General features: G+C 63.9%; 16 protein-coding genes. 9 read left to right on the top strand and 7 right to left on the bottom strand.

Features of this window, described 5'->3' with window-relative positions; translation table 11 throughout:
• Positions 1-21: 21 nt before the first annotated feature.
• From mtnC to KSAC_RS07185, 7 genes are all read left to right on the top strand, one after another.
• Positions 22-738, top strand: a complete 717-nt coding sequence (gene mtnC, locus KSAC_RS07215; protein ID WP_132304905.1) for an acireductone synthase — start codon at positions 22-24, stop codon at positions 736-738.
• On the top strand, positions 735-1,694 hold the full coding sequence (locus KSAC_RS07210; protein ID WP_132304903.1) for a bifunctional riboflavin kinase/FAD synthetase: 960 nt from the start codon (positions 735-737) through the stop codon (positions 1,692-1,694). Before mtnC ends, KSAC_RS07210 begins: the two co-directional genes overlap by 4 nt.
• Positions 1,695-1,786: 92 nt before the next feature.
• Positions 1,787-4,660 carry an isoleucine--tRNA ligase gene (gene ileS / locus KSAC_RS07205; protein ID WP_132304901.1) on the top strand — a complete coding sequence of 958 codons (2,874 nt, stop codon included), beginning with the start codon at positions 1,787-1,789 and terminating at the stop codon, positions 4,658-4,660.
• Positions 4,661-4,665: 5 nt separating this feature from the next.
• Positions 4,666-5,139 (top strand): signal peptidase II, encoded by a 474-nt coding sequence (gene lspA / locus KSAC_RS07200; RefSeq protein WP_110547792.1) that lies wholly within the window; start codon positions 4,666-4,668, stop codon positions 5,137-5,139.
• Between the two features lie 95 nt (positions 5,140-5,234).
• Positions 5,235-5,723: a DUF3035 domain-containing protein gene (locus KSAC_RS07195; protein ID WP_102325621.1), complete on the top strand. Its 489-nt coding sequence runs from the start codon at positions 5,235-5,237 to the stop codon at positions 5,721-5,723.
• A 63-nt stretch (positions 5,724-5,786) separates the two neighbouring features.
• Positions 5,787-7,664 (top strand): DNA mismatch repair endonuclease MutL, encoded by a 1,878-nt coding sequence (gene mutL / locus KSAC_RS07190; protein WP_132304899.1) that lies wholly within the window; start codon positions 5,787-5,789, stop codon positions 7,662-7,664.
• Between the two features lie 133 nt (positions 7,665-7,797).
• Positions 7,798-9,339, top strand: a complete 1,542-nt coding sequence (locus tag KSAC_RS07185) for an NADH-quinone oxidoreductase subunit M (protein ID WP_132304897.1) — start codon at positions 7,798-7,800, stop codon at positions 9,337-9,339.
• A gap of 58 nt (positions 9,340-9,397) precedes the next feature.
• On the opposite strand, the gene parE is transcribed toward KSAC_RS07185, so the two are convergent.
• Together parE and KSAC_RS07175 are read right to left on the bottom strand one after the other, a co-directional pair.
• Positions 9,398-11,437, bottom strand: a complete 2,040-nt coding sequence (parE, locus tag KSAC_RS07180) for a DNA topoisomerase IV subunit B (protein ID WP_102325624.1) — start codon at positions 11,435-11,437, stop codon at positions 9,398-9,400.
• A gap of 142 nt (positions 11,438-11,579) precedes the next feature.
• Positions 11,580-12,131 (bottom strand): hypothetical protein, encoded by a 552-nt coding sequence (locus KSAC_RS07175; protein WP_207918645.1) that lies wholly within the window; start codon positions 12,129-12,131, stop codon positions 11,580-11,582.
• Positions 12,132-12,525: 394 nt separating this feature from the next.
• Here KSAC_RS07175 and KSAC_RS07170 point away from each other — a divergent pair, with 394 nt between their 5' ends.
• Positions 12,526-12,954 carry a hypothetical protein gene (locus KSAC_RS07170; RefSeq protein WP_102325625.1) on the top strand — a complete coding sequence of 143 codons (429 nt, stop codon included), beginning with the start codon at positions 12,526-12,528 and terminating at the stop codon, positions 12,952-12,954.
• A gap of 66 nt (positions 12,955-13,020) precedes the next feature.
• On the opposite strand, the gene KSAC_RS07165 is transcribed toward KSAC_RS07170, so the two are convergent.
• A complete protein-coding gene (locus KSAC_RS07165) occupies positions 13,021-13,467 on the bottom strand; it encodes an RrF2 family transcriptional regulator (protein WP_102325697.1) in 447 nt (148 codons plus the stop codon).
• A 153-nt stretch (positions 13,468-13,620) separates the two neighbouring features.
• On the opposite strand from KSAC_RS07165, the gene cysK reads away from it, so the two are divergent.
• Positions 13,621-14,610, top strand: coding sequence for a cysteine synthase A (cysK, locus tag KSAC_RS07160; protein ID WP_102325626.1), 990 nt, complete (start codon positions 13,621-13,623; stop codon positions 14,608-14,610).
• Positions 14,611-14,709: 99 nt separating this feature from the next.
• On the opposite strand, the gene KSAC_RS07155 is transcribed toward cysK, so the two are convergent.
• The 4 genes from KSAC_RS07155 to KSAC_RS07140 all read right to left on the bottom strand — a co-directional run bounded on the left by KSAC_RS07155 (position 14,710) and on the right by KSAC_RS07140 (position 20,437).
• Positions 14,710-15,855 (bottom strand): OmpA family protein, encoded by a 1,146-nt coding sequence (locus tag KSAC_RS07155; protein ID WP_162900434.1) that lies wholly within the window; start codon positions 15,853-15,855, stop codon positions 14,710-14,712.
• 248 nt (positions 15,856-16,103) lie between these two features.
• Positions 16,104-16,442, bottom strand: coding sequence for a DUF1491 family protein (locus KSAC_RS07150; RefSeq protein WP_102325628.1), 339 nt, complete (start codon positions 16,440-16,442; stop codon positions 16,104-16,106).
• Between the two features lie 75 nt (positions 16,443-16,517).
• Positions 16,518-18,224 carry a S41 family peptidase gene (locus KSAC_RS07145; protein WP_132304895.1) on the bottom strand — a complete coding sequence of 569 codons (1,707 nt, stop codon included), beginning with the start codon at positions 18,222-18,224 and terminating at the stop codon, positions 16,518-16,520.
• Positions 18,221-20,437 carry a ribonuclease R family protein gene (locus tag KSAC_RS07140; RefSeq protein WP_132306158.1) on the bottom strand — a complete coding sequence of 739 codons (2,217 nt, stop codon included), beginning with the start codon at positions 20,435-20,437 and terminating at the stop codon, positions 18,221-18,223. Before KSAC_RS07140 ends, KSAC_RS07145 begins: the two co-directional genes overlap by 4 nt.
• Positions 20,438-20,457 lie beyond the last annotated feature (20 nt).

Below are 20,457 nucleotides of genomic sequence, written 5' to 3'. Positions count from 1 at the left end.
CGTATTGAGGGAGATGAGAACGTGACCCAGGCCACGCAGCCGCCCGTCCGTGCGGTGCTGCTGGATATTGAGGGAACGACCATACCGGTTTCCTTCGTCCATGACATCCTGTTTCCCTATGCGCGCAAGGCGCTGCCTGAACTGCTGCGCAGCCATGGCGATGACCCCGCCGTTCAGGCGCAGATAGCCGAAATCGCCCGTCTGGCCCCCGGCGTGGCCCCCCTGCGCCAGCTTGAGGCATGGATGGACGCGGATGCGAAGGTCGCGCCGCTCAAGGCATTGCAGGGCATGGTCTGGGCGCAGGGTTATGCCGATGGCGCGCTCAAGGCCACGCTGTATCCCGATGTGGTGCCCGCCCTGCGCTGCTGGGCGGCGGCAGGGCTGGCGCTGGCGGTCTATTCCTCCGGTTCCGTCGCGGCGCAGAAGCTGATCTATGGCCATACCACCGAAGGCGACCTGAGCAGCGTGTTCGTGGGTTTTTACGACCTGCAGATGGGCGGCAAGCGCGATGCGGAAAGCTATCGCCGCATTGTGGATGATGCGCGGTGGAATGCGGGTGATGTCCTGTTCCTGTCCGATGTGGTGGCCGAACTGGATGCCGCCGCCAGCGCTGGCTTGCGCACCTGCCAGATCGCCCGGCCCGAGGACGGAACCCAGCCCGGAACCACCCATCCGGTCGCCGTGACGCTGGCGGAGGTGGCCGCCCGCTTCGGACTGCCGCATCCGGAGGCGGTATGAAGGCGCATCTGCATACGGACTGGCGCAATATTCCCGATGCCGCGCGGGGCGCCGTCGCAGCACTGGGCAATTTTGACGGGGTCCATCTGGGGCACGCCCACCTGCTTCATACGCTGCATGCGGCCCGTCCCGATCGGGAACTGGCGGTTGTGACGTTCGAGCCGCATCCGCGCGAACTGTTCCGCCCGCAGGACCCGCCCTTCCGGCTGACCCTGCCGCAGGAACGTTTCGCCGCCCTGTCCGCGCTTGGTGTAAAGCACGTATTCCAGATCCCGTTCGACCAGACCTTCAGCGCGATGAGCGCGGAAAGCTTCGTGACCCGTGTGCTGCACGAAAGCCTTGGCCTGACCCATATCGCATGCGGCACCGACTTTGCGTTTGGTCACCGCAGGCGGGGCAATGTCGATTTCCTGACCGAACAGACCGAGGAACTGGGCATCGGCCTGACCGTGGCCCCGCCGCTGGCCGATGCGCTGGGGCCTTATTCCTCCAGCCGTATCCGCAGGCTGCTGCAGGATGGTTACCCCGAACGCGCGGCGGAGGAGCTGGGCCGCCCGTGGTCGATTCGCGGCGTGGTCCAGCATGGGGACAAGCGCGGCCGGCTGCTGGGCTTTCCCACGGCCAACATAGCCCTGGGCCGTCATCTGGAACCCGCGCGCGGGGTCTATGCCGTCAGCGTGCGCATGGCCGATGGCACGGTATGCCCCGGTGTCGCCAATATCGGTCGCCGCCCCACCATCAATGACGGGCAGGAAAGCAGGCTGGAAGTCCATCTGCTGGGCTTCTCGGGCGATCTGTATGGGCAGACGCTGTCGGTTGCGCTGCATACGCTGCTGCGCGCCGAACGCCGCTTTGACGGGGTGGACGCCCTGAAAGAACAGATCGCGCGGGATTCGGAACAGGCGACAGCCTACCTGTCGGCCCACCAGTTCGGCACCATTGTGTCCAGAACTTGACCACCCGCCTTTGCGGTCCCCATAAGGTTGCCCTGCGCGCGGGCCGGTAGCGGTCCCGTATGCTTCCCCTTGCCAGAAGAACAGAACAGGCCATGTCCGAGTCAAAACCACAGGATATCTACCGGGAGACGGTCTTCCTGCCGACCACTTCCTTCCCCATGCGGGGCAACCTGCCCAAGCGGGAGCCGGAGATTCTGAACGGATGGGAAAGCGGGAAGCTGGATGAAACGCTCTTCGCCCAGGCGCAGGGGCGTGACGTGTTCATGCTGCATGACGGGCCGCCCTACGCCAACGGCCACCTGCACATCGGCCACGCGCTGAACAAGATCCTCAAGGACGTGATCAACCGTGCCCACCGCATGGCGGGATACGGCATCCACTACGTGCCGGGCTGGGACTGTCACGGCCTGCCGATTGAATGGAAGATCGAGGAAGAATATCGCAAGCGCGGGCAGGACAAGGATTCTGTGCCGGTCCTGCAGTTCCGTGCCGAATGTCGTGCCTATGCCCAGAAATGGCTGGATACGCAGGCCAGCGAATTCCGCAGGCTGGGCGTGCAGGCGGAATGGGCGAACCGCTACGCCACCATGGATTTTTCATCCGAGGCGGCGATTGCGGGTGAAATCGGCAAATTCCTGCTCAACGGCCTGCTGTACCGTGGCCTGCGCCCGGTCATGTGGAGCCCGGTTGAAAAAACCGCGCTGGCCGAAGCCGAGATCGAATACCGCGATCATGAATCCACAGCCATCCATGTGGCTTTCCCCTTCGTAACCGATCCCACGCCCGCCCACGCGCTTCAGGACGTGGCGGCGGTGATCTGGACCACTACGCCGTGGACCATCCCCGCCAACCGCGCCATCGCCTATGGGCCGGACATCACCTATGCCGTGGTTCGCGTCGATGGCGTGGGCGAGGGCGCGATGCTGGAACCCGAAGCCCGCGTGCTGGTGGCTGAAGACCTGATCGGTTCCTTCTGTGAGGCGGCGGGCGTTACCGCCCATCATGTGCTGTACACCCTGCCGGGCAGCGCGCTGGAAGGGGCTGTCTGCGCCCATCCGCTGCGGGGGCAGGGTTATGATTTCGATGTGCCGCTGCTGCCTGGCGAGCATGTCACAACCGAAGCGGGCACGGGCCTTGTCCACACCGCCCCCGCGCATGGCGAGGACGACTTCAACCTTGGCCGTGCCCATGGGCTGGAAATCACCGAACTGGTGATGGATGATGGCCGCTATGCCGACTGGGTGCCGCTGTTTGCGGGTGGCCATGTGTTCAAGGCGGCCGAGCCTGTATGTCAGGCGCTGGCGGAAGCCATGCAGCGTGCCGTAACGGACGGCACCGCGCCGTGCGGTCTGGTGGCGCGGGCCACCCTGGTCCATTCCTACCCGCATTCATGGCGTTCGCGCGCGCCGATCATCTATCGCGCCACCCCGCAGTGGTTCATCCGCATGGACGGCGAAGGCCACCTGCGCGACCGTGCGCTTGCAGCGCTGGACAAGGTGACGTTCGTGCCCGCGCAGGCGCGCAACCGCCTGACATCCATGGTGGCGGGCCGCCCGGACTGGTGCATCAGCCGCCAGCGCGCCTGGGGCGTGCCGATTGCCGTGTTCGTGGAAAAACGGACGGGTGAGGTCCTGCGCGATGCAGATGTCATGGCGCGTATCGTCGCGGCCTTCCGCGCCGAAGGGGCGGATGCGTGGTACAGTTCCCCCGCTTCACGCTTCCTTGGCGATGGCCGCAACCCTGACGATTACGAACAGGTGTTCGATATCGTTGACGTGTGGTTCGAAAGCGGTTCGACCCATGCCTTCGTGCTGGGCCATGGCGACATGAAGTTCCCTGCCGACCTGTATTTGGAAGGTTCGGACCAGCATCGCGGGTGGTTCCAGTCCTCCCTGCTCGAAAGTGTCGGCACGCGCGGTGTCGCCCCCTACCGGGCGCTGGTGACGAACGGCTTCGTGCTTGATGAGCAGGGCCGCAAGATGTCCAAGTCTCTGGGCAATGTCATCGCCCCGCAGGACGTGAATGACAGCATGGGGGCGGATATCCTGCGCCTGTGGGTCATGAACTCGGACACGAATGAAGACCTGCGTATCGGCAAGGAAATCCTAAAGCAGCAGGGTGAGCTGTACCGCCGCCTGCGCAACACGCTGCGCTGGCTGCTGGGCGCGCTGGACGGCTTTACCGAAGCCGAGCGCGTGCCCTATGCCGAACTGCCGGAACTGGAACGCTGGGTCCTGCACCGCATGTCCGAACTGGGCGGTCTTGTGGCCCGGGCGGTGGAAACGCATGAATGGGTGGGCGTCTATCCCGCGCTGCACGGTTTCTGTGCCGCCGACCTGTCCGCCTTCTATTTCGACGTGCGCAAGGATACCATCTACTGCGATGGCCGCTCCAGCCTGAAGCGCCGTGCGGCGCGTACGGTGCTGGACCACCTGCATCGCTGCCTGTGCACATGGCTTGCCCCCGTTCTGGTCTTCACGGCGGAAGAAGCCTGGCTGGCCCGTCCGGGTAATACCGAAAGCGTGCATCTGCAGTCCTTCGTGGACATGCCGACCGAGTGGAACGATCCCGCGCTGGGCGACCGCTGGGCGATGCTGCGTGGGGTACGCCGCATCATCACCACCGAAATCGAGAGCGCGCGGCGTGGCGGGATGGTCAAGTCCTCCCTTCAGGCAGCCCTTGAACTGCCGCTGTCCGAGGCGGAAGCCGCGCAGTTCGAAGGCGTGGACTGGGCCGAACTGACCATCGTGTCGCAGGCGGAAGTCAGCATCATTGCCGGTGCGGGTTCGATCTATCTGGGTCAGGACGAAGCACAGGAAGGCACGCCGCACGGCATTCCCACCATCAGCGTGGCGGAAGGCCATAAATGCGCGCGCTGCTGGAAGGTGCTGGAAGAAGTCGGTCAGGACGAGAGCCATCCCGAACTGTGCCTGCGCTGTGTCGATGTGGTGCAGGGCAAGGCGTAGGCGCGATGAACAACCGCGTTGTGGGTGCCGCCTGCCTGCTGGGCGCACTGGCCGCCGATCAGGCCAGCAAGTTCTGGATACTGGATATCTATGACCTGCCCGCGCGGGAAAGCGTGCCCCTGCTGCCGGTGCTGAACCTGACCATGGTGTGGAATCACGCCATCACGTTCGGCATGCTGGGCGGCGCCGGGGCGGCGGGGCGCGTGATCTTTTCGGTCGCGGCCCTGCTGATCGTGGCGGGGCTTGGCGTCTGGCTGGCCCGCACGCCGCGGCGGTGGGTGGCCGTCGCGCTGGGCATGATCATGGGGGGCGCCATTGGCAACGTGATCGACCGGCTGCGCTTCGGCGCGGTGGTCGATTTCATCCATGCCCATGCTTTTGGCTGGTCATGGCCGGTGTTCAATATCGCCGATGCCATGATTGATTGCGGGGTAGCCATCCTGATCATCGACAACCTGCGCGACCGCAGTGCAAACTAGGGGCTGGAGCGGCCTGCATGTGCTTGCCGAACCGTTCCACTAACGGTAATAGGCGAGATATGGCGATTCCTGCTCTCAGACCCCTTTCCTGTGCATTGCTCGTATCGAGTGGCTTCATGCTTTCGGGCTGCACGGGCGCTGATGTCTCGCGCGCCTTCGGGCTGGAGCGGACCCTGCCCGATGAATATACGGTCACGACGCGCGCGCCGCTGTCGATGCCGCCTTCCGATGAACTGGGCGCGCCCAATAGCAATGCCGTCCAGCGTGCGGAAGATACCAATCCACGCATGCAGGCACTGGAAACCCTGTCCCCCAACGTGGCCCTTCAGGGTGCGGATGGCACGGACAGCGCAGGCCAGACCGCCCTTGTGGGTGCCGCGCAGCATGCCGCGAACGAGGCCGATCAGGGGGAAATGGGTCGTGCCGATACCAGCTTTGTCGACAAGCTCATGTTCTGGCATGGCGGCGGGGCAGGTAACCTTGTGAATGGCAAGGCCGAAAATGCCCGCCTGCGTGAAGATTCGGCCCTTGGCCGCAACCTGACGCAGGGCGCGACGCCAACGGTAAGCGGTCCCACCAAATAAGATGCTGTCCCGACCAGCAGGGGTCGGGCGTGACCTGATGGCTGCTGAAACCCGGTTCCCGATATGAATACGTCACATGCGAACACGCCGCCGGTGATCCGTCGCCTGTCGGAACAGGTGGTCAATCGCATCGCGGCGGGCGAAGTGATCGAACGCCCGGCGGCGGCGCTGAAGGAACTGGTTGAAAACGCCATCGACTCCGGTGCGCGGCGCATCCATATCCGGCTTGATAGTGGTGGAATCGACCGGATCGAAGTTACGGATGACGGATGTGGCATGGCACCGGACGACCTGCGTCTGGCGGTTGAGCGGCACTGCACGTCCAAGCTGCGTGATGAAACGCTGGTGCGTATCTCCACTCTCGGTTTCCGGGGGGAGGCACTGCCATCCATCGGGGCGGCGGCCCGGCTTACGGTCACGTCCAGACCGGCTGGCAGCGATTCGGCATGGTCGATCCGGGTGGAAGGCGGCGTTGTGGGGGAACCGCAACCCTGTGCGGGGCCACCCGGTACGCGTGTGCTGGTCGAAGACATGTTCTTTGCCACGCCTGCGCGGCGAAAATTCCTTAAAAGCCCCCGCGTCGAATCCGGGCATGCGGAAAACGTGGTGCGGCGTCTGGCCCTGTCGGCACCCCATATCGCGTTCCGGCTGGAATTCGATCAGCGCGTGATACTGGACCTGCCCGCGCAGGACATGCCCGCCCGCGTGGCCGCCATTCTTGAAGCCGGTCAGGCCGACGGATTGCTGCCGGTGGAAGGCGAGCGCGGCGAACTGAAGCTGCGCGGCTATATTTGCGCACCATCGGTCCATCGCGCCACGGCAAACGGGCAGATGCTGCTGGTCAACGGGCGACCCGTCGTTGATCCGGTGTTGCGCACGGCGGTGCGGGTGGCCTATCGCAACGTGATGGAACACGGGCGGCACGCGGTTGTGGCCCTGTCGCTTGAAATCCCGCCAGAGCAGGTGGATGTGAACGTACATCCCGCCAAGACGGAACTCCGCTATGCCGACTCGGCTGCTGTGCGGGCGCTGGTGATCGGCTCACTGGGGCGCGCGCTGGGCACTGGTGCGGGTGTTGCGGGGGTACGGCCCGACCTGATCCAGTCACGGGGACCTTCTTCATCGCGGATCTGGTATCCGCCCGAACGCAGTGCGGATGCGGCGGCAGTTTCGACCCGGCTGGCCACGCCACCCGACCTGTCGGGGGATGCCGCTGTCCCATCTCCGGTCCCATCCCCTGCGGGATTTGCCGAATCGTCGCTGCCGCTTGCCGCCCTGCCATCCGCGCGCAGGGTGGTTGCGGAAGATGCGCAAACCCGTGCGGACAGCGTGGCGGCGATGGATTATCCGCTGGGCGCTGCCATGGCGCAGGTTCTGGGCACCTATATCCTGTCCCAGACAGCCGATGGCGCGCTTGTGCTGGTGGACCAGCATGCCGCCCATGAACGCCTGACCCATGAAATCCTGCGCCAGCAGTATATGGGGGGCGAAATCCGTGCCCAGCGCCTGCTTCTGCCCGAAGTGGTGGATCTGCCTGCCCGTCAGGTCGATGTGCTGCTGGGGTTCGTACCTGCCCTTGCGCGGCTGGGAATCGAAATCGAACCTTTTGGGGGCACCGCCGTTCTGGTCCGTACGATGCCCGCATTGCTGGAGAAGGAAAATCCGGCGGCCATGCTGCGCGATCTGGCGGAGGAACTGGAGGCGGACGACCTGTCCACCCCCGCGCAGGCCGATGCGCTGGATGCGCGGATGGATGCGATCATCGCCCGTATGGCCTGCCATGGCAGCGTCAGGGCCGGTCGCAAGCTGACACACGAGGAAATGAACGCCCTGCTGCGGGACATGGAACGCACACCGCGTTCAGGCACCTGTTCCCATGGGCGGCCAACCTGGCTGAAGCTGGAAAAGGCCGATCTGGAGCGGATGTTCGGCCGTCGCTAGCCAGCAGCGGAACGTTGAGAACGGACGGGTCGCGGGGCCGGTGACAGGGACGGTGCGGGGCCGCCTCGGCATAATGTGAGCGGGGGGCTACTGGATTCCTGATCGGGAACGCTTCTAGGGTCGGCCATTATCCATGGATGATGTGAGACCGAATGTGCATCCGATCCTGCTGTCCCTAGTTACCTACCTGCCTCTTGCCGGGGTGCTGGCCATATTGCTCACACGCGGCTCAACCCAGACGGTCGAGACCGCCGCCCGATGGGTGGCGCTATGGACCAGTGGCATCGTGTTCGCGCTGGCTGTCATCATGTGGGCGGAATTCGATCCCACGCGGCCCGGCATGCAGTTCGAACAGCAGATCGGCTGGGCCAGTGGCGCGGGTATATCCTACCATGCCGGGCTTGATGGCATCAGCCTCATGTTCGTGCTGCTTTCGGCGTTCCTGACGCCGCTTTCCATCATCGGTGGGTGGCGGCAGGTGACAGGGCGCGTGCGTGATTACATGATCGCCATGCTGCTGCTGGAAACCACGCTGATCGGCCTGTTCTCGGCCCTCGATCTGGTGCTGTTCTACGTTTTCTATGAAGCGACGCTGCTGCCTGCCAGCCTCATGATCGGGATATGGGGCGGCCCGCGCCGGGTCTGGGCTTCGTTGCAGTTCTTCCTGTTCACGTTTGGCGGTTCGCTGTTCATGCTGCTGGCGTTGCTGGCCATGTGGAACGCGACGGGGACGACCGATATCGTCGCCCTTCAGCATCATGGTTTCGGCCATGCCATGCAGTGCTGGCTGCTTGCGGGCTTCATCATCGCTTTCGGCGTCAAGCTGCCGCTGTTCCCGCTGCATGCGTGGCTGCCCGATGCGTATACCGAAGCGCCTACGCCTGCTTCCGTCATGCTGTCCGGCGTGCTGTCAAAGGCGGGGGCATACGGGCTGCTGCGTTTCGGTGTGCTGATGTTTCCCGATGCGGCACGTCTGTTCGCGCCGCTGGTGCTGACGCTGGGGGTGATTGCGGTGATCTATGCCGCCATGATCGCACTGGCCCAGACGGACATGAAGCGTGTGATCGCCTATTCGTCCTTTTCCCATATGGGGGTGATCGCCATCGGCCTGTTTACCCTTACGCCAGAGGGGATCGACGGGGCGATTTTCCAGATGCTGTCACATGGCATCGTGATCGCGGCCCTGTTCTTCTGTGTATCTGCCGTGTCGTGGCGTACGGAAACGCGTGAAATCAGCGCCTTTTCCGGTGTCGCGCACAAGATGCCGGTGCTGGCGACGCTGGCCATGCTGTTCGTCATGGCCAATATCGGCCTGCCGGGGACCGGGGCCTTCGTTGGCGAATTCCTGGTCATGGTCGGTGCGCTGCATGTCTCCTTCTGGCTGGCCTTCCTTGGCGGCACCAGCATGATCCTCGGCGCGGTCTATATGCTGGTCCTGTATCGGCGCGTGCTGTTCGGGGCGGACAGGGGCGGGGTGGTTGCCCTGCTGCGTGACCTGACGGGGCAGGAACTGGCCGTGCTTGTGCCGCTGGCGGTGGTGACGCTGTGGATGGGTGTGCATCCGGGTTCGTTCCTGCGGGTGTTCGATCCCGCCGTGACCGGCCTGCTGCATCCCATGGCGACCGTGGCCACGGTGGAGCCTCATGTTGTCGCCCCGCTGACCGGCGCGGGCTGACAGGGCGACAGGAATGAAAAAAGGCCCGGTTCCTTCAGGGGAGCCGGGCCTTTTTTGTTTAGACGTCGAGGTTGTCGACCTGACGGGCATGGTCCTGAATGAAGCGGAAGCGCAGTTCCGCCTTGCGGCCCATCAGGTGCTCGACCCGTTCAAGGGTAAAGGCCCTGTCCTCGGGCGGGGTAATGACCTTGAGCAGCGTGCGGTGCTTCGGGTCCATGGTCGTCTGTTTCAGGTCGCCGGGCGGCATTTCGCCCAGCCCCTTGAAGCGGGAGACCTCAACCTTCGCATTGGGTTTGAAATCCTTCTTCATTTTCCGCTCACGGTCGGCGTCGTCCATGGCGTAGACGCTCTTGCCGCCCTGTGTCAGTCGGTACAGCGGCGGCTGCGCCAGATACAGATGTCCGTTGCGGATCAGCCCCGGCAGTTCGCGGTAGAAGAAGGTCATGAGCAGGGAGGCGATATGCGCGCCGTCCACATCGGCATCGGTCATGATGATGATGCGGCCATAGCGCAGCCTGCTGGCATCGAAGCTTTCGCCCATGCCACAGCCCAGTGCTTCCACAAGGTCACGCAGTTCCTGATTGCCGCGCAGCTTCTCGGTCGATGCGCTGGCCACGTTCAGGATCTTGCCACGCAGCGGCAGGACCGCCTGTGTTTCGCGGTTGCGTGCCTGCTTGGCGGACCCGCCCGCGGAATCCCCCTCGACAAGAAAGATTTCCGTCTCCGCCGCGTTTTCGCGCGTGCAGTCGGTCAGCTTGCCGGGCAGGCGCAGGCGGCGGGTAGCACTTTTGCGCGGGGTTTCCTTCTGTTCCTTGCGGCGCAGGCGTTCTTCCGCCCGTTCCACCACGAAGGCCAGCAGGTTGTCGGCCTGCGGCGGGTTGCCCGCCAGCCAGTGGTCGAACCGGTCGCGCAGGGCCGTCTCAACCAGCTTGCTGGCCTCGCTGCTGGTCAGCTTTTCCTTGGTCTGGCCCTGAAACTGCGGGTCACGGATGAAGACCGACAGCTTGGCCGCGATGCAGCCCATGATATCATCGGCGTTGATGCTGGCCGCACGCTTGTTGGCCCGCTGTTCGCCCCAGTTGCGCAGGCCCTTGAGCAGCGCGTTACGGAAGCCGGTTTCATGCGTGCCGCCATTGGGCGTGGGAATGGTATTGCAGTAGGAGGCAAGGGTGGCCGGTCCCTGTTCCACAAAGGCCACGGCCCATTCCAGCCGACCGGTGGCGGTGCCGTCGGCGGCGGTGGGCAGGTCGGCATCGCCCGACCACAGATCGGTCAGCAGGGCCGCCTTTTCCCCCAGTTCGTCGCGCAGGCTGTCGGCCAGTCCGCCGGGAAAATGCAGCACGGCTTCCGCCGGAACGTCATCCCCCTTGATCAGCGCCGGATCGCACGACCAGCGGATCGTGACCCCACGGAACAGGAAGGCCTTGGAGCGGCAGAGCCGGTACAGCCGCCCCGGTGAAAAATGCAGCCGACCAAATATCTGCGGATCAGGGGTAAAGCGTATCTGCGTGCCACGGCGGTTGTTGACGGGGCCGATCTTTTCCACGCCGCTTAACGGGTGCCCGCGTTCATAGACCTGCCGCCACAGGGCGCGATCACGCGCGATTTCCACTTCCATGCGGGATGCCAGCGCATTGACGACCGATGAGCCGACTCCGTGCAGGCCGCCAGATGTGGCATAGGCCTTGCCCGAAAACTTGCCGCCCGCATGCAGCGTGGTCAGGATCACTTCCAGCGCCGAACGGTCGGGAAAACGCGGGTGCGGGTCAACCGGTATGCCGCGTCCGTTATCACGGATGGTCAGGCAGTCATTTTCTTCCAGCGAGACATCGATGGTGGTGGCATGGCCCGCCACGGCTTCATCCATCGCGTTATCGAGGATTTCGGAGGCGAGGTGATGGTACGCGGTTTCATCCGTGCCACCGATATACATGCCCGGACGGCGACGCACTGGCTCCAGCCCCTCCAGCACTTCGATGGCGCTGGCGTCGTAGGTATCGGGGCCGTTTTTTGCGTTTTCGGGCATGGCGGCGGGCGCGCTCTTGCGTCGGGCGGGCTTGCGGGGGCTGTCAGGCGTGGAAAAAAGATCGTCGTTCATGAAGCGTTCTTTGTTCTGTCGGGTCACGTCCTGTCAAGCGGGAACGCCTGACGCCCGGGCACTATGCCCGCACTTGCGGGCATGAAAAAGGCCGGACGCTGGCCCGGCCTTATTTTCTTTTATTCTGTCCGTAAGCCGTGGATCAGCTACGCACGGTGTGGCGCGCCGGGGCACGGCTGCGGCTGCTGCTGGTGGCGGCGGCCGGACGGGCCGGGCGGTCGGGCGCGGTGCAGGTCAGGTAGGACGCGGGCTGGAGAATGTCCTTCGCCTGCGCGTAGTTGGACAGGTCGGCGGCACTGTCGAGCACCAGCACCTCATCGAACATGGACAGGCGCTGCTGGCAGAACGCCGTGCCGGACTTCAGGCCGCGCTCGGACTGAACATTCGCAAGCTGCGTGATGTAGTCATCATGCTGGCGCTGGGCGTTGCGGCCGTAGGTGGTGTGGAAATAGCCGTTAAGGACATGTTCCTCATTCGTCAGCTTGCCACGGAACTTGACCACGAAGCTATTGTATTTGTCCTGCGCGCCGCATGACAGGGCCGTGACCATCAGTTCGCTTTTCAGCCCCTGCACGTCAAACGCCTCATGCGCGGGGGAGGGGGAGCAGGGGCCGGCAGCCAGTGCCTGCCCGCCATTAACCAGCCCTGTCAGGGCAAGGGCAGCAGCGCCAGCGCGCCAGATCGACATGGACATCAGGATGGGTTCTCCAGATATTGGGGCAGTTGCCAACGGGGATGCACGTGCCCCGCAAATTCCGGCAGGAATGAAATCCGATCAGGTCTATAGCGCAAACATTCAGTCGCCAAAAGGGAGAGTCAGGGCCGCCCCTTCAAAAAGCTGCGTCATGCCTGTTCCATGGGATGACAGCGGCTTCGGGGACGGGTATGCCACACGGGCAGGGCTTGTCCGCCTGCGCAAAGGACCAACGGGTCTTTCCCGCGGGGATGCGTTGTTCTACAGCGTATGCCAAAGCGGTTTGCCGTTGTGCCGATCCATGAAGCGGGGCGGCGCGGGCAAACTGTCCTGATAACGGGTGAAAAATCAAATACAGCGGAGCTGACGAGTGCGACTGCGACTGTCTGCAATCATGATGACGACGGGCATTCTGCTCGCCGGATGTGACAACAAACCGGCCGTTAACCTCGGCGGGCCTCCCAATCCCTACAATTACATGAAGCTGTCAGGGCAGTGTGATGTCGGCGCCCCCGTGGCGGCCGGTTCCAACACCCGTACGGCCACCATGCAGGTGCGCAGCGATGATGGCTACTGCGCCATCGAGACGCGGGCATCAGCCGGTCATGCCTATGCCTCCTTCGGGGTGTCACCCGCGCCGGAGCATGGCAAGGCCTTCATCTACAATTACAACGATCACACTTATGTGACGTATACGGCCAACACGTCCTATACCGGTCAGGACAAATTCCGCGTCGTCCTGATCCGTAGCGAAAAGGAACCGCGTGAATATATGGATGTGACCGCAACGGTCACGGCCCCGGTTGTCGCCGGCGCCAAATGATCCACCCCGGCCCCGATAAGGGGCCGGGTTTTCCCCTGACGGGAGAACTGGCCAGTCAGGCCGGTTTCAGATCGAGAAGGTAATCGGTTCGGGCAGCGAGCGGCGCATGCCGGCGTGCTCCGCCCGGCGCACCAGATCATCCAGACTGATCTTGCGACATTTCTCATCGATCATGGCGTCGAATTCCTGCCAGCACGGCTCGACAACCTTCTGGAACAGGCCACCGATCGGGCCGTCATCCGTGTTGTCGTCCGCCGTGATGACCGACAGGATATCCGCCATCAGGATATCGCGGCGGGGGCGGCCCAGCCTGTAGCCCCCGCGCGGGCCACGCACGCTTTCCAGCAGCCCGGAACGGGATAATGCCTGAAGCAGGGGTTCGATGCCACGCCGGGCCAGACCCGCGCGTTCGGCAATGTCGGCTGCACTGATGGTGCCATTGCGCCCGGCGTGAAAGGCAACATCCAGCATGATGAGAATTGCGATCATGGTCCTGTCGCGCCGGAGCAGCATATCGTTCAGCCTTGCTTTGAATAGGTTGGGAAACCAGTTCGCATCATTTACCAGTAATTGCCTGATTGATCCACGCTTCTGTTTGGGAGGATGGTAGATTATGTCAGAGTTTATGCGTGAATAGGCCATTTCCGTAACAAGGAGTGATACCGGATGAAAAAAACCACCCCAGCAGATCGCACGTATGGTTTTGCGGCACCACGCGGCAAGGTTTACGATTCCATTGTGGATACGGTGGGGGGGACGCCACTGGTGGCGCTGCCGCATCTGACCCGTGAAGACGGGCTGGAAAGCCGCGTGCTGATGAAGCTGGAGTTCTTCAATCCGCTTGGTTCCGTCAAGGACCGCATCGGCGCCGCCATGATCGAGGATGCGGAAAGCCGGGGCGAAATCCAGCCGGGCAAGACCACGCTGGTGGAACCGACTTCCGGCAATACCGGCATTTCCCTGGCGTTTGTCGCGGCGGCGCGGGGGTACAGGCTGATCGTGACCATGCCGGAAGGGGCCTCGATCGAGCGGCGCAAGATGCTGCGCCTGCTTGATGCACAGCTTGAACTGACCCCTTCGCGCCTTGGCATGGCGGGGGCCATCGCGCGTGCTGAGGAAATCCTTAAAAAAACGCCCAATGCGTGGATGCCCCGGCAGTTCGACAATCCGGCCAATCCGGACGTGCATGCCGCGACAACGGCCGAGGAAATCTGGGTCGATACGGCAGGCGAAGTCGATATCGTGGTGGCCGGGCTGGGCACGGGTGGCACCGCCAGCGGCATTGCCCACAGCCTGAAGGCCCGCAAGCCGGGTATTGAGGTCTATGGTGTCGAACCGATGGAAAGCGCCATTCTCAATGGTGATGAACCCGGCCCCCATGGCATTCAGGGCATCGGGCCGGGGTTCTGCCCCCGCACACTGGATCTGGCGGCGCTGTCGGGTGTGCTGCCGGTCTCGGAACGCGAAGCCATCGCGGCGGCACGGCGCTGTGCGCGGCTTGACGGCGTGCCGGTGGGCATTTCATCGGGTGCGGCGCTGCATGCGGCTGTGCAGCTTGCAAACCGCCCGGAAAACAGGGGCAAGACGATCGTGACGATCGCGCCTTCCTTTGCCGAACGCTACCTGTCCACTTCCCTGTTCACGGGGCTGGTCTGATCCAGCCTCCGACATCATTTTTATGGTGCGCACAAAGAAAAAGCGGCAGCCTTACGGCGCCGCTTTTTTCTTGCCCGGTTGCCGGTCAGCCAGAAGGGATCAGTGCAGGATGATCTCGACCCGGCGGTTCTGGGCTTCACGGGTATTGGCGGCGGTCTGGACCAGCGGGTTGGAATCGCCATAACCATGAATGTCGATTGAGGGGCCGGGCACGCCATCGCGCACCAGTTCGGCCTTGATTGTCTGCGCACGGCGCAGCGACAGCGCCTGATTATACTCTTCGCCCCGTCGGCCCGGATGGGCGGCGGAGTTGTCGGTATAGCCGTTAACCTCGATCCGTGTGGTCTGGGTATTGGTCGATGCCTGTGCCGCGACCGCCACGATGGAACGGGCGCGTTCGGTCAGGTCGCTGCGATCCCAGTCGAAAAACACCAGATAGGTCCGGTTTTCCGCCGGTGCGGGGGCCGCGATGGTGGGCGGCGGCGGCGGCGGCGGCGGAGCCGGATTGAATTCGTAACGCAGGCCGAGCATCAGCGAATGGTTGAAGTCGGTGCGCGTATCACGGTTGCCGTTACGGAAGCCGTAATCGCTGTTCATGGCGGACAGGGCGGTTGCACTGCCCGTCACGATGGAACTGTGCGACTGCGGGCCAAGCATGGTCCAGAACCGGTATTCAGCCGTGGCGGACAGGCCGACAACCCAGGGCATGGGAAAGGCGAGGCCGAAAATGCCCTGATAGGCGAAATTGCCGTATGTGCCGCCGACATGCTGGCTGTAATTCTGGCCGTTCACATTACCCGTCATGGTGGCATTCATGTTCTGCCAGCCATAGCCGATACCCGCGCCGAAATACGGGAAAAGCCAGCTTTTGCCGATATCGAGGTCAAACAGCGCGTTGGCCATGATCCCCGATTCCTGCTGCCGTCCATCGGCATGGGCATGATATGCGGCATTACCGCCGACGGTTTTCAGGTCATTATTGCGATAGTGACCTTCCACCTCGACGCGGAAGCCGTTGCCCAGCCCCCAGCCAATGCTGCCGATTCCTGTTGCGCCCGGGTGGAATTCATCGCGTGCTGAAGAATGCCGTACGACCTGCCCCTGATTGAAGCTGGCACCGCCTTCACCGCTCATGTAGAGGCCCTGTACAGGCTGCGCGAATACCGGGGCGGAGACCAGGACGGAGCCGAGGGTAACCGAGGCAGTCAATAAAGACCCTGCAAGCAATCCGTACCGCAGATTCATACTCTTCATCTCCCTTCGACGGGCCTCTTCCGGCATATAGGCCCGGTCGGGTGCACGTGCCATCTTCCCTGGAAATATCAGCTTCAGCACTCTTTTGCTGAAAGAAACCACCCCTGACAATCCATTGTGACCCCGTTACGCGCCGCTTTGATCGGCTGGAGCCAACTGTCACGCCTGACTGTGTGCGAGATGCCACACCCATACGCCGGACTGGTTTCCCTGACTTTAACCCTGTGGAATCAGGTCTTTCATATCAGCCTTGCTTCAAACGGCGGCACCAGATCAGGGGCATCGAATTCCACAACCCAGATATCGGGGTCCCGGTCCACCTGCCTTGCGACGTAGGCATCGACGCTGGCCTGATCCACGGCCGCCTCCCCTGTAGCGCGGAACCATGCCCGGCGTCCATCGGGGGTGCGGGTGGGCGCCAGCACGCACAGGCGGCCTTCACGGCCCAGAAGCACGATCAGCACGCTGCCCGCATCGTCATCGCCACGGTGCAGGACCATGCCCGGATTTCCGGTTTGTCCAGCCTGACGCAGCATTGCCTTGATCCAGATGCCGGTTTTCAGTCGGGTTTCTTCCATGGGGGCAGGCATCTCCGGTAATGCAGAAAGACAGAGGGAGACATGCAGGAATAGCACAGTTTCCCATGGGCCCGGTCAGCCGCCGCTGGCCGGCACGCCCCCTTCATCGGGTATGGTGGACAGGGCGGCACGGTATTCGACAGGATTGTCCAGCAGGGAATGGGCGGCATCCAGATCGCTGTCCGTGCCGATGGCGGCGGGGCAGGCCTTGCGGATTCCCAGGATATGCGAAGGATCGACGGGATAACGGGTCTGGCGCGCGGCCATGACCCAGTCCCGGCTGTCTGCCGTGCCTTCCGCCAGATTCTGGAGCTGGCGTTCCATCTCGCTTTCGCCCAGACTCGTGCAGACCTGCGGCATCACGCCCAGCCCCTGCAGCGGCCAGCCCAGCGGGGCCAGCACGCGACTCCATGTCACGAACAGTTCGCCCCCATTGGGCAACTGGCCGATGGTCTGGACCAGTCCCTTGCCCAGCGTGGCGCTGCCGATCACCACGCCACGCTTCTGGTCGGACAGGGCGGCGGCCAGAATCTCGGCCGCACTGGCGGTCCGGCCATCCACCATCACGATAATGGGCAGACCGTTGGTCATGTCGCCGCCCTGCACGGCCCAGACATGGTTGGCCTGCGGATCACGGCCCTGCGTTATCGCCGCCACGCCGTGATCGAGCATCAGGGCCGATGTGGTCACAGCCTGCTGCAGCACGCCGCCGCGATTGCCGCGCAGGTCTATGATCAGGCCGGAAATGCCCGGCACGTTCATGGCCTCGTCCAGATACTGGCTCATCTCTTCCGCCGTGTTGGCGGAAAAGGCCGTGATGTGAAGGATGACGTGCTTGCCGCTGGTATAGGCGAAGACGGTTTCGGGCGGGGTGGACGCACGGTGGAGGGTAACCGTGGTCTGCCGTCCTTTTGATTCCACCGTTATGCGAACAAGGCTGCCGTTGGCGCCATTAAGCCATGAACTGACAGTATCAAGACTGCGTGATGCGGTAGGTCGCCCGTTGATCGCGCGCACGATCTGCCCCGCCGCCAGACTTGTCGGCCATGCGGGACCATTGGCGTTGACCGCCGTGATGATGATGGCGTCATGATCGAGTCCCAGCGTCAGCCCCGCCGAGGCTTCGCCCCCGGTGCGGGTGCTGCGGTCCGATACGGCGGCGCCGGGCGCGATATAGCGGGAATAGGGGTCCAGATGATTGAACAGTTCATCGAAGAATCCCTGCAGCACGCCATCCTGCCCCGTGTCGCGCATGGCGGGGGAATGATGCCACGCCATATCCAGCACATGGGTGATGGCGGCACTCCATCCCGGCAGGTCATCCGGCGCGGGCAGGGGCAGGGCCATGACCGTCCGCTGCGTTGCGACCAGTTGCAGGAAGCCGTGCTGTTCATCAATGCTGAGGGAGGGGTCGAGCGCGCTCAGCCCGTTCAGTCCCCACAGGGCGAAGTCATGGATCGTATGACTGTCCAGCGTGCGGGGCTGCAGGAAGGCGAGACTCGCCTGAATGACCGACGACAGGACCGCAAGATCCATGCCGGGCCCATCGGGCTGTTCCATGCTGTCTTCATGCAGCGGGGGGGCTGGCGTGGGCGTGCGGGGGGTAGCGGGCGCATCATCGGCATAGGCGGCGGTGGTCAGGCGCACGATGACAAGCAGCAGGATGAAGGTGTCACGCGGGATATGGCCCAGCGTGGACATGCGCCGTCGCCATATGACGGCGGCCTCGCCGCCCATGCTTACGGGGCGTAGGATGATGGCCGGAAACCGGCGGCGTTTCATGGCCGCCGCCTTCGCCGGGGCGGCAGGGTGTCGGGAAGTGCCAGCAGGACTGTTCCCCGGATGGCGCATGCTTCTTCAATCCGTACGCGCAGGGCCTGACCGGGGCGGAATACCATGGTCGCGTCGCGTGCCGATAATGTCTGCGTTTTTTCGTCGTGATGCCACTGATCTTCCGGCAGGGCAGACATGGGCAGCAGGGCGGATGTACCCGTTGCATCCAGAACGGTAAAAATGCCGAATCGTGACAGGCCGGATATATGCGCGTCCATCACCGTGCCCACGCGCGCCTGCAGCCATGTGGCGGCGTAGCGTTCCAGTGTCTCGCGTTCGGCCTGTGCGGCGCGGCGTTCGGTCTGCGTGATGGCCTGACCCGTTGTCTCCAGTTCCGTATGGTCCGGTGCGCTGCCCGATTCCAGCTTCGCTGCGACCAGCAGGGCGCGATGGGTCAGCAGGTCGGCATAGCGGCGGATGGGGCTGGTGAAATGGGCATACGCGGGCAGCGAAAGGCCAAAATGGCCGATCGGGTCCGGGCTGTATTCGGCCTGATTCTGCGCACGCAGCACGAGTTCGTTGACCAGGGGGGCCTGATCGCTGCTGCTGACTTCGCGCAGGACGCGGTCAAGGTCGGCTGCGCGCAGGCCACCCACGGGTGGTAGGGATATGCCCATCATGTCCAGCGTGCGGCGCAGGCTTTCCAGCCGTTCCGGCGTAGGGGGCGCATGGATTCGATACAGGCAGGGGACATGCCGCCCCTCAAGGAAGCGTGCGGCGGCGACATTGGCCGCGATCATGAATTCCTCGACCAGCCTGTGACTGTCCAGACGGATGCGCGGGTGAATGGACTCTATCAGACCCGCGTCATCAAGGTGAACCTGCCGTTCCGGCATGTCCAGATCCAGCGTGCCCCGCCGTGCCCGTGCGCGCGACAGGCACTCCCATGCACCGAACAGGCTGTCGAGCAGTCCGTCAGGCAGGGACAGCATCGTGGTATCGGGTGCGCCATCGCGCGCGGCCTGCACCTGTTCATAGGTCAGGCGTGCGGCGCTGCGCATGATGCCACGGCCAAAGCGCGCGCCCGACACTGAGCCATCGGCTGCGACGTGCATATCGACGAAGATGCAGCCCCTGTCCTCACCGGGGCGGAGCGAGCACCACCCGTTGGACAGTTCTTCGGGCAGCATGGGAATGACCCGGTCGGGGAAATAGACCGAATTGCCGCGCAGACGCGCTTCCCGGTCCAGCGCGCTACCGGGGCGGACGTACCAGGCGACATCCGCGATGGCTACGGTAATGCGGAAGCCATCCCCATCGGGTTCGGCATAAATGGCATCATCAAAATCGCGCGCATCCGCGCCATCGATGGTGACAAGCGGCACGTCACGCAGGTCCGTGCGACCATCGGGTGAGACACCCCGCGCGGCTCTGGCCTGCGCCAGTGCTTCCTGCCCGAAGACGTGAGGGATGCCGTGCATCGCCACAGCCACCATGCTGATGGTCCGGGCATCGCCCTGCGGACCAAGACGCTGGATGATTCGCGCGGGGTGCAGGCCCGGCCCGGACTGGGGCAGGGGAATGGCGATGACGATTTCGTTATCCGGCGCGTCGTCATCCTCACCCATGGGAATGACCCATTCCGCCCTTGCGCGGCGATCCGCCGGGGTCAGCCTGCCTGCGGGGCGAAAGCGCGCGGGGGCCGCTGCTGCCGGGTCCGTGTCCCCAAGGGCGCGGAACAGGCCCACGATCTGCACCGGCGCATCCGTCAGGCGACGCAGGGTGCGGCCTTCATACCGGCCGGGACCAACGCGACGCAGGCGCGCGACCACGCGTTCACCGGGGGCGAGGGCCGCGCGTCCGCGCAGTTCAGGGTGCATGAACACGGTGGGGGAAGGTCCGTCGCCATCCCATTGCACGGGCCGCGCGATGGGGTCGCCATCGGCATCGGTGCCGGTGACCTGCACCACGGCGGATTCGGGCAGGCGGTCCGATACACGGAACCGCCGCGCACCGGCCGGGGCAAGCGTGCCATCCAGCGCCATTTCCCGCAGCATGGCGCGCAGGGCCTGCCGGTGTTCGGGACCAAGGCCGAATTCCCGGCTGATCTCGCGCTTGCCGATCCGGCCCGGCGCGTTTTCGATAAACGCGCGAAGCTGCTCACGTTCCGGCAGGCCGCCCGTACGGGCCGGGGATGTGCCCGTGGGCAGGCTGTCCGGCATCTGGAAAGTTGCTGGACGCT

It is taken from the genome of Komagataeibacter saccharivorans, assembly GCF_004348195.1.
Taxonomy (GTDB): domain Bacteria; phylum Pseudomonadota; class Alphaproteobacteria; order Acetobacterales; family Acetobacteraceae; genus Komagataeibacter; species Komagataeibacter saccharivorans.
Note: the sequence above shows the minus strand (reverse complement) of the source record. Positions and strands in the feature narration are given on the sequence as shown.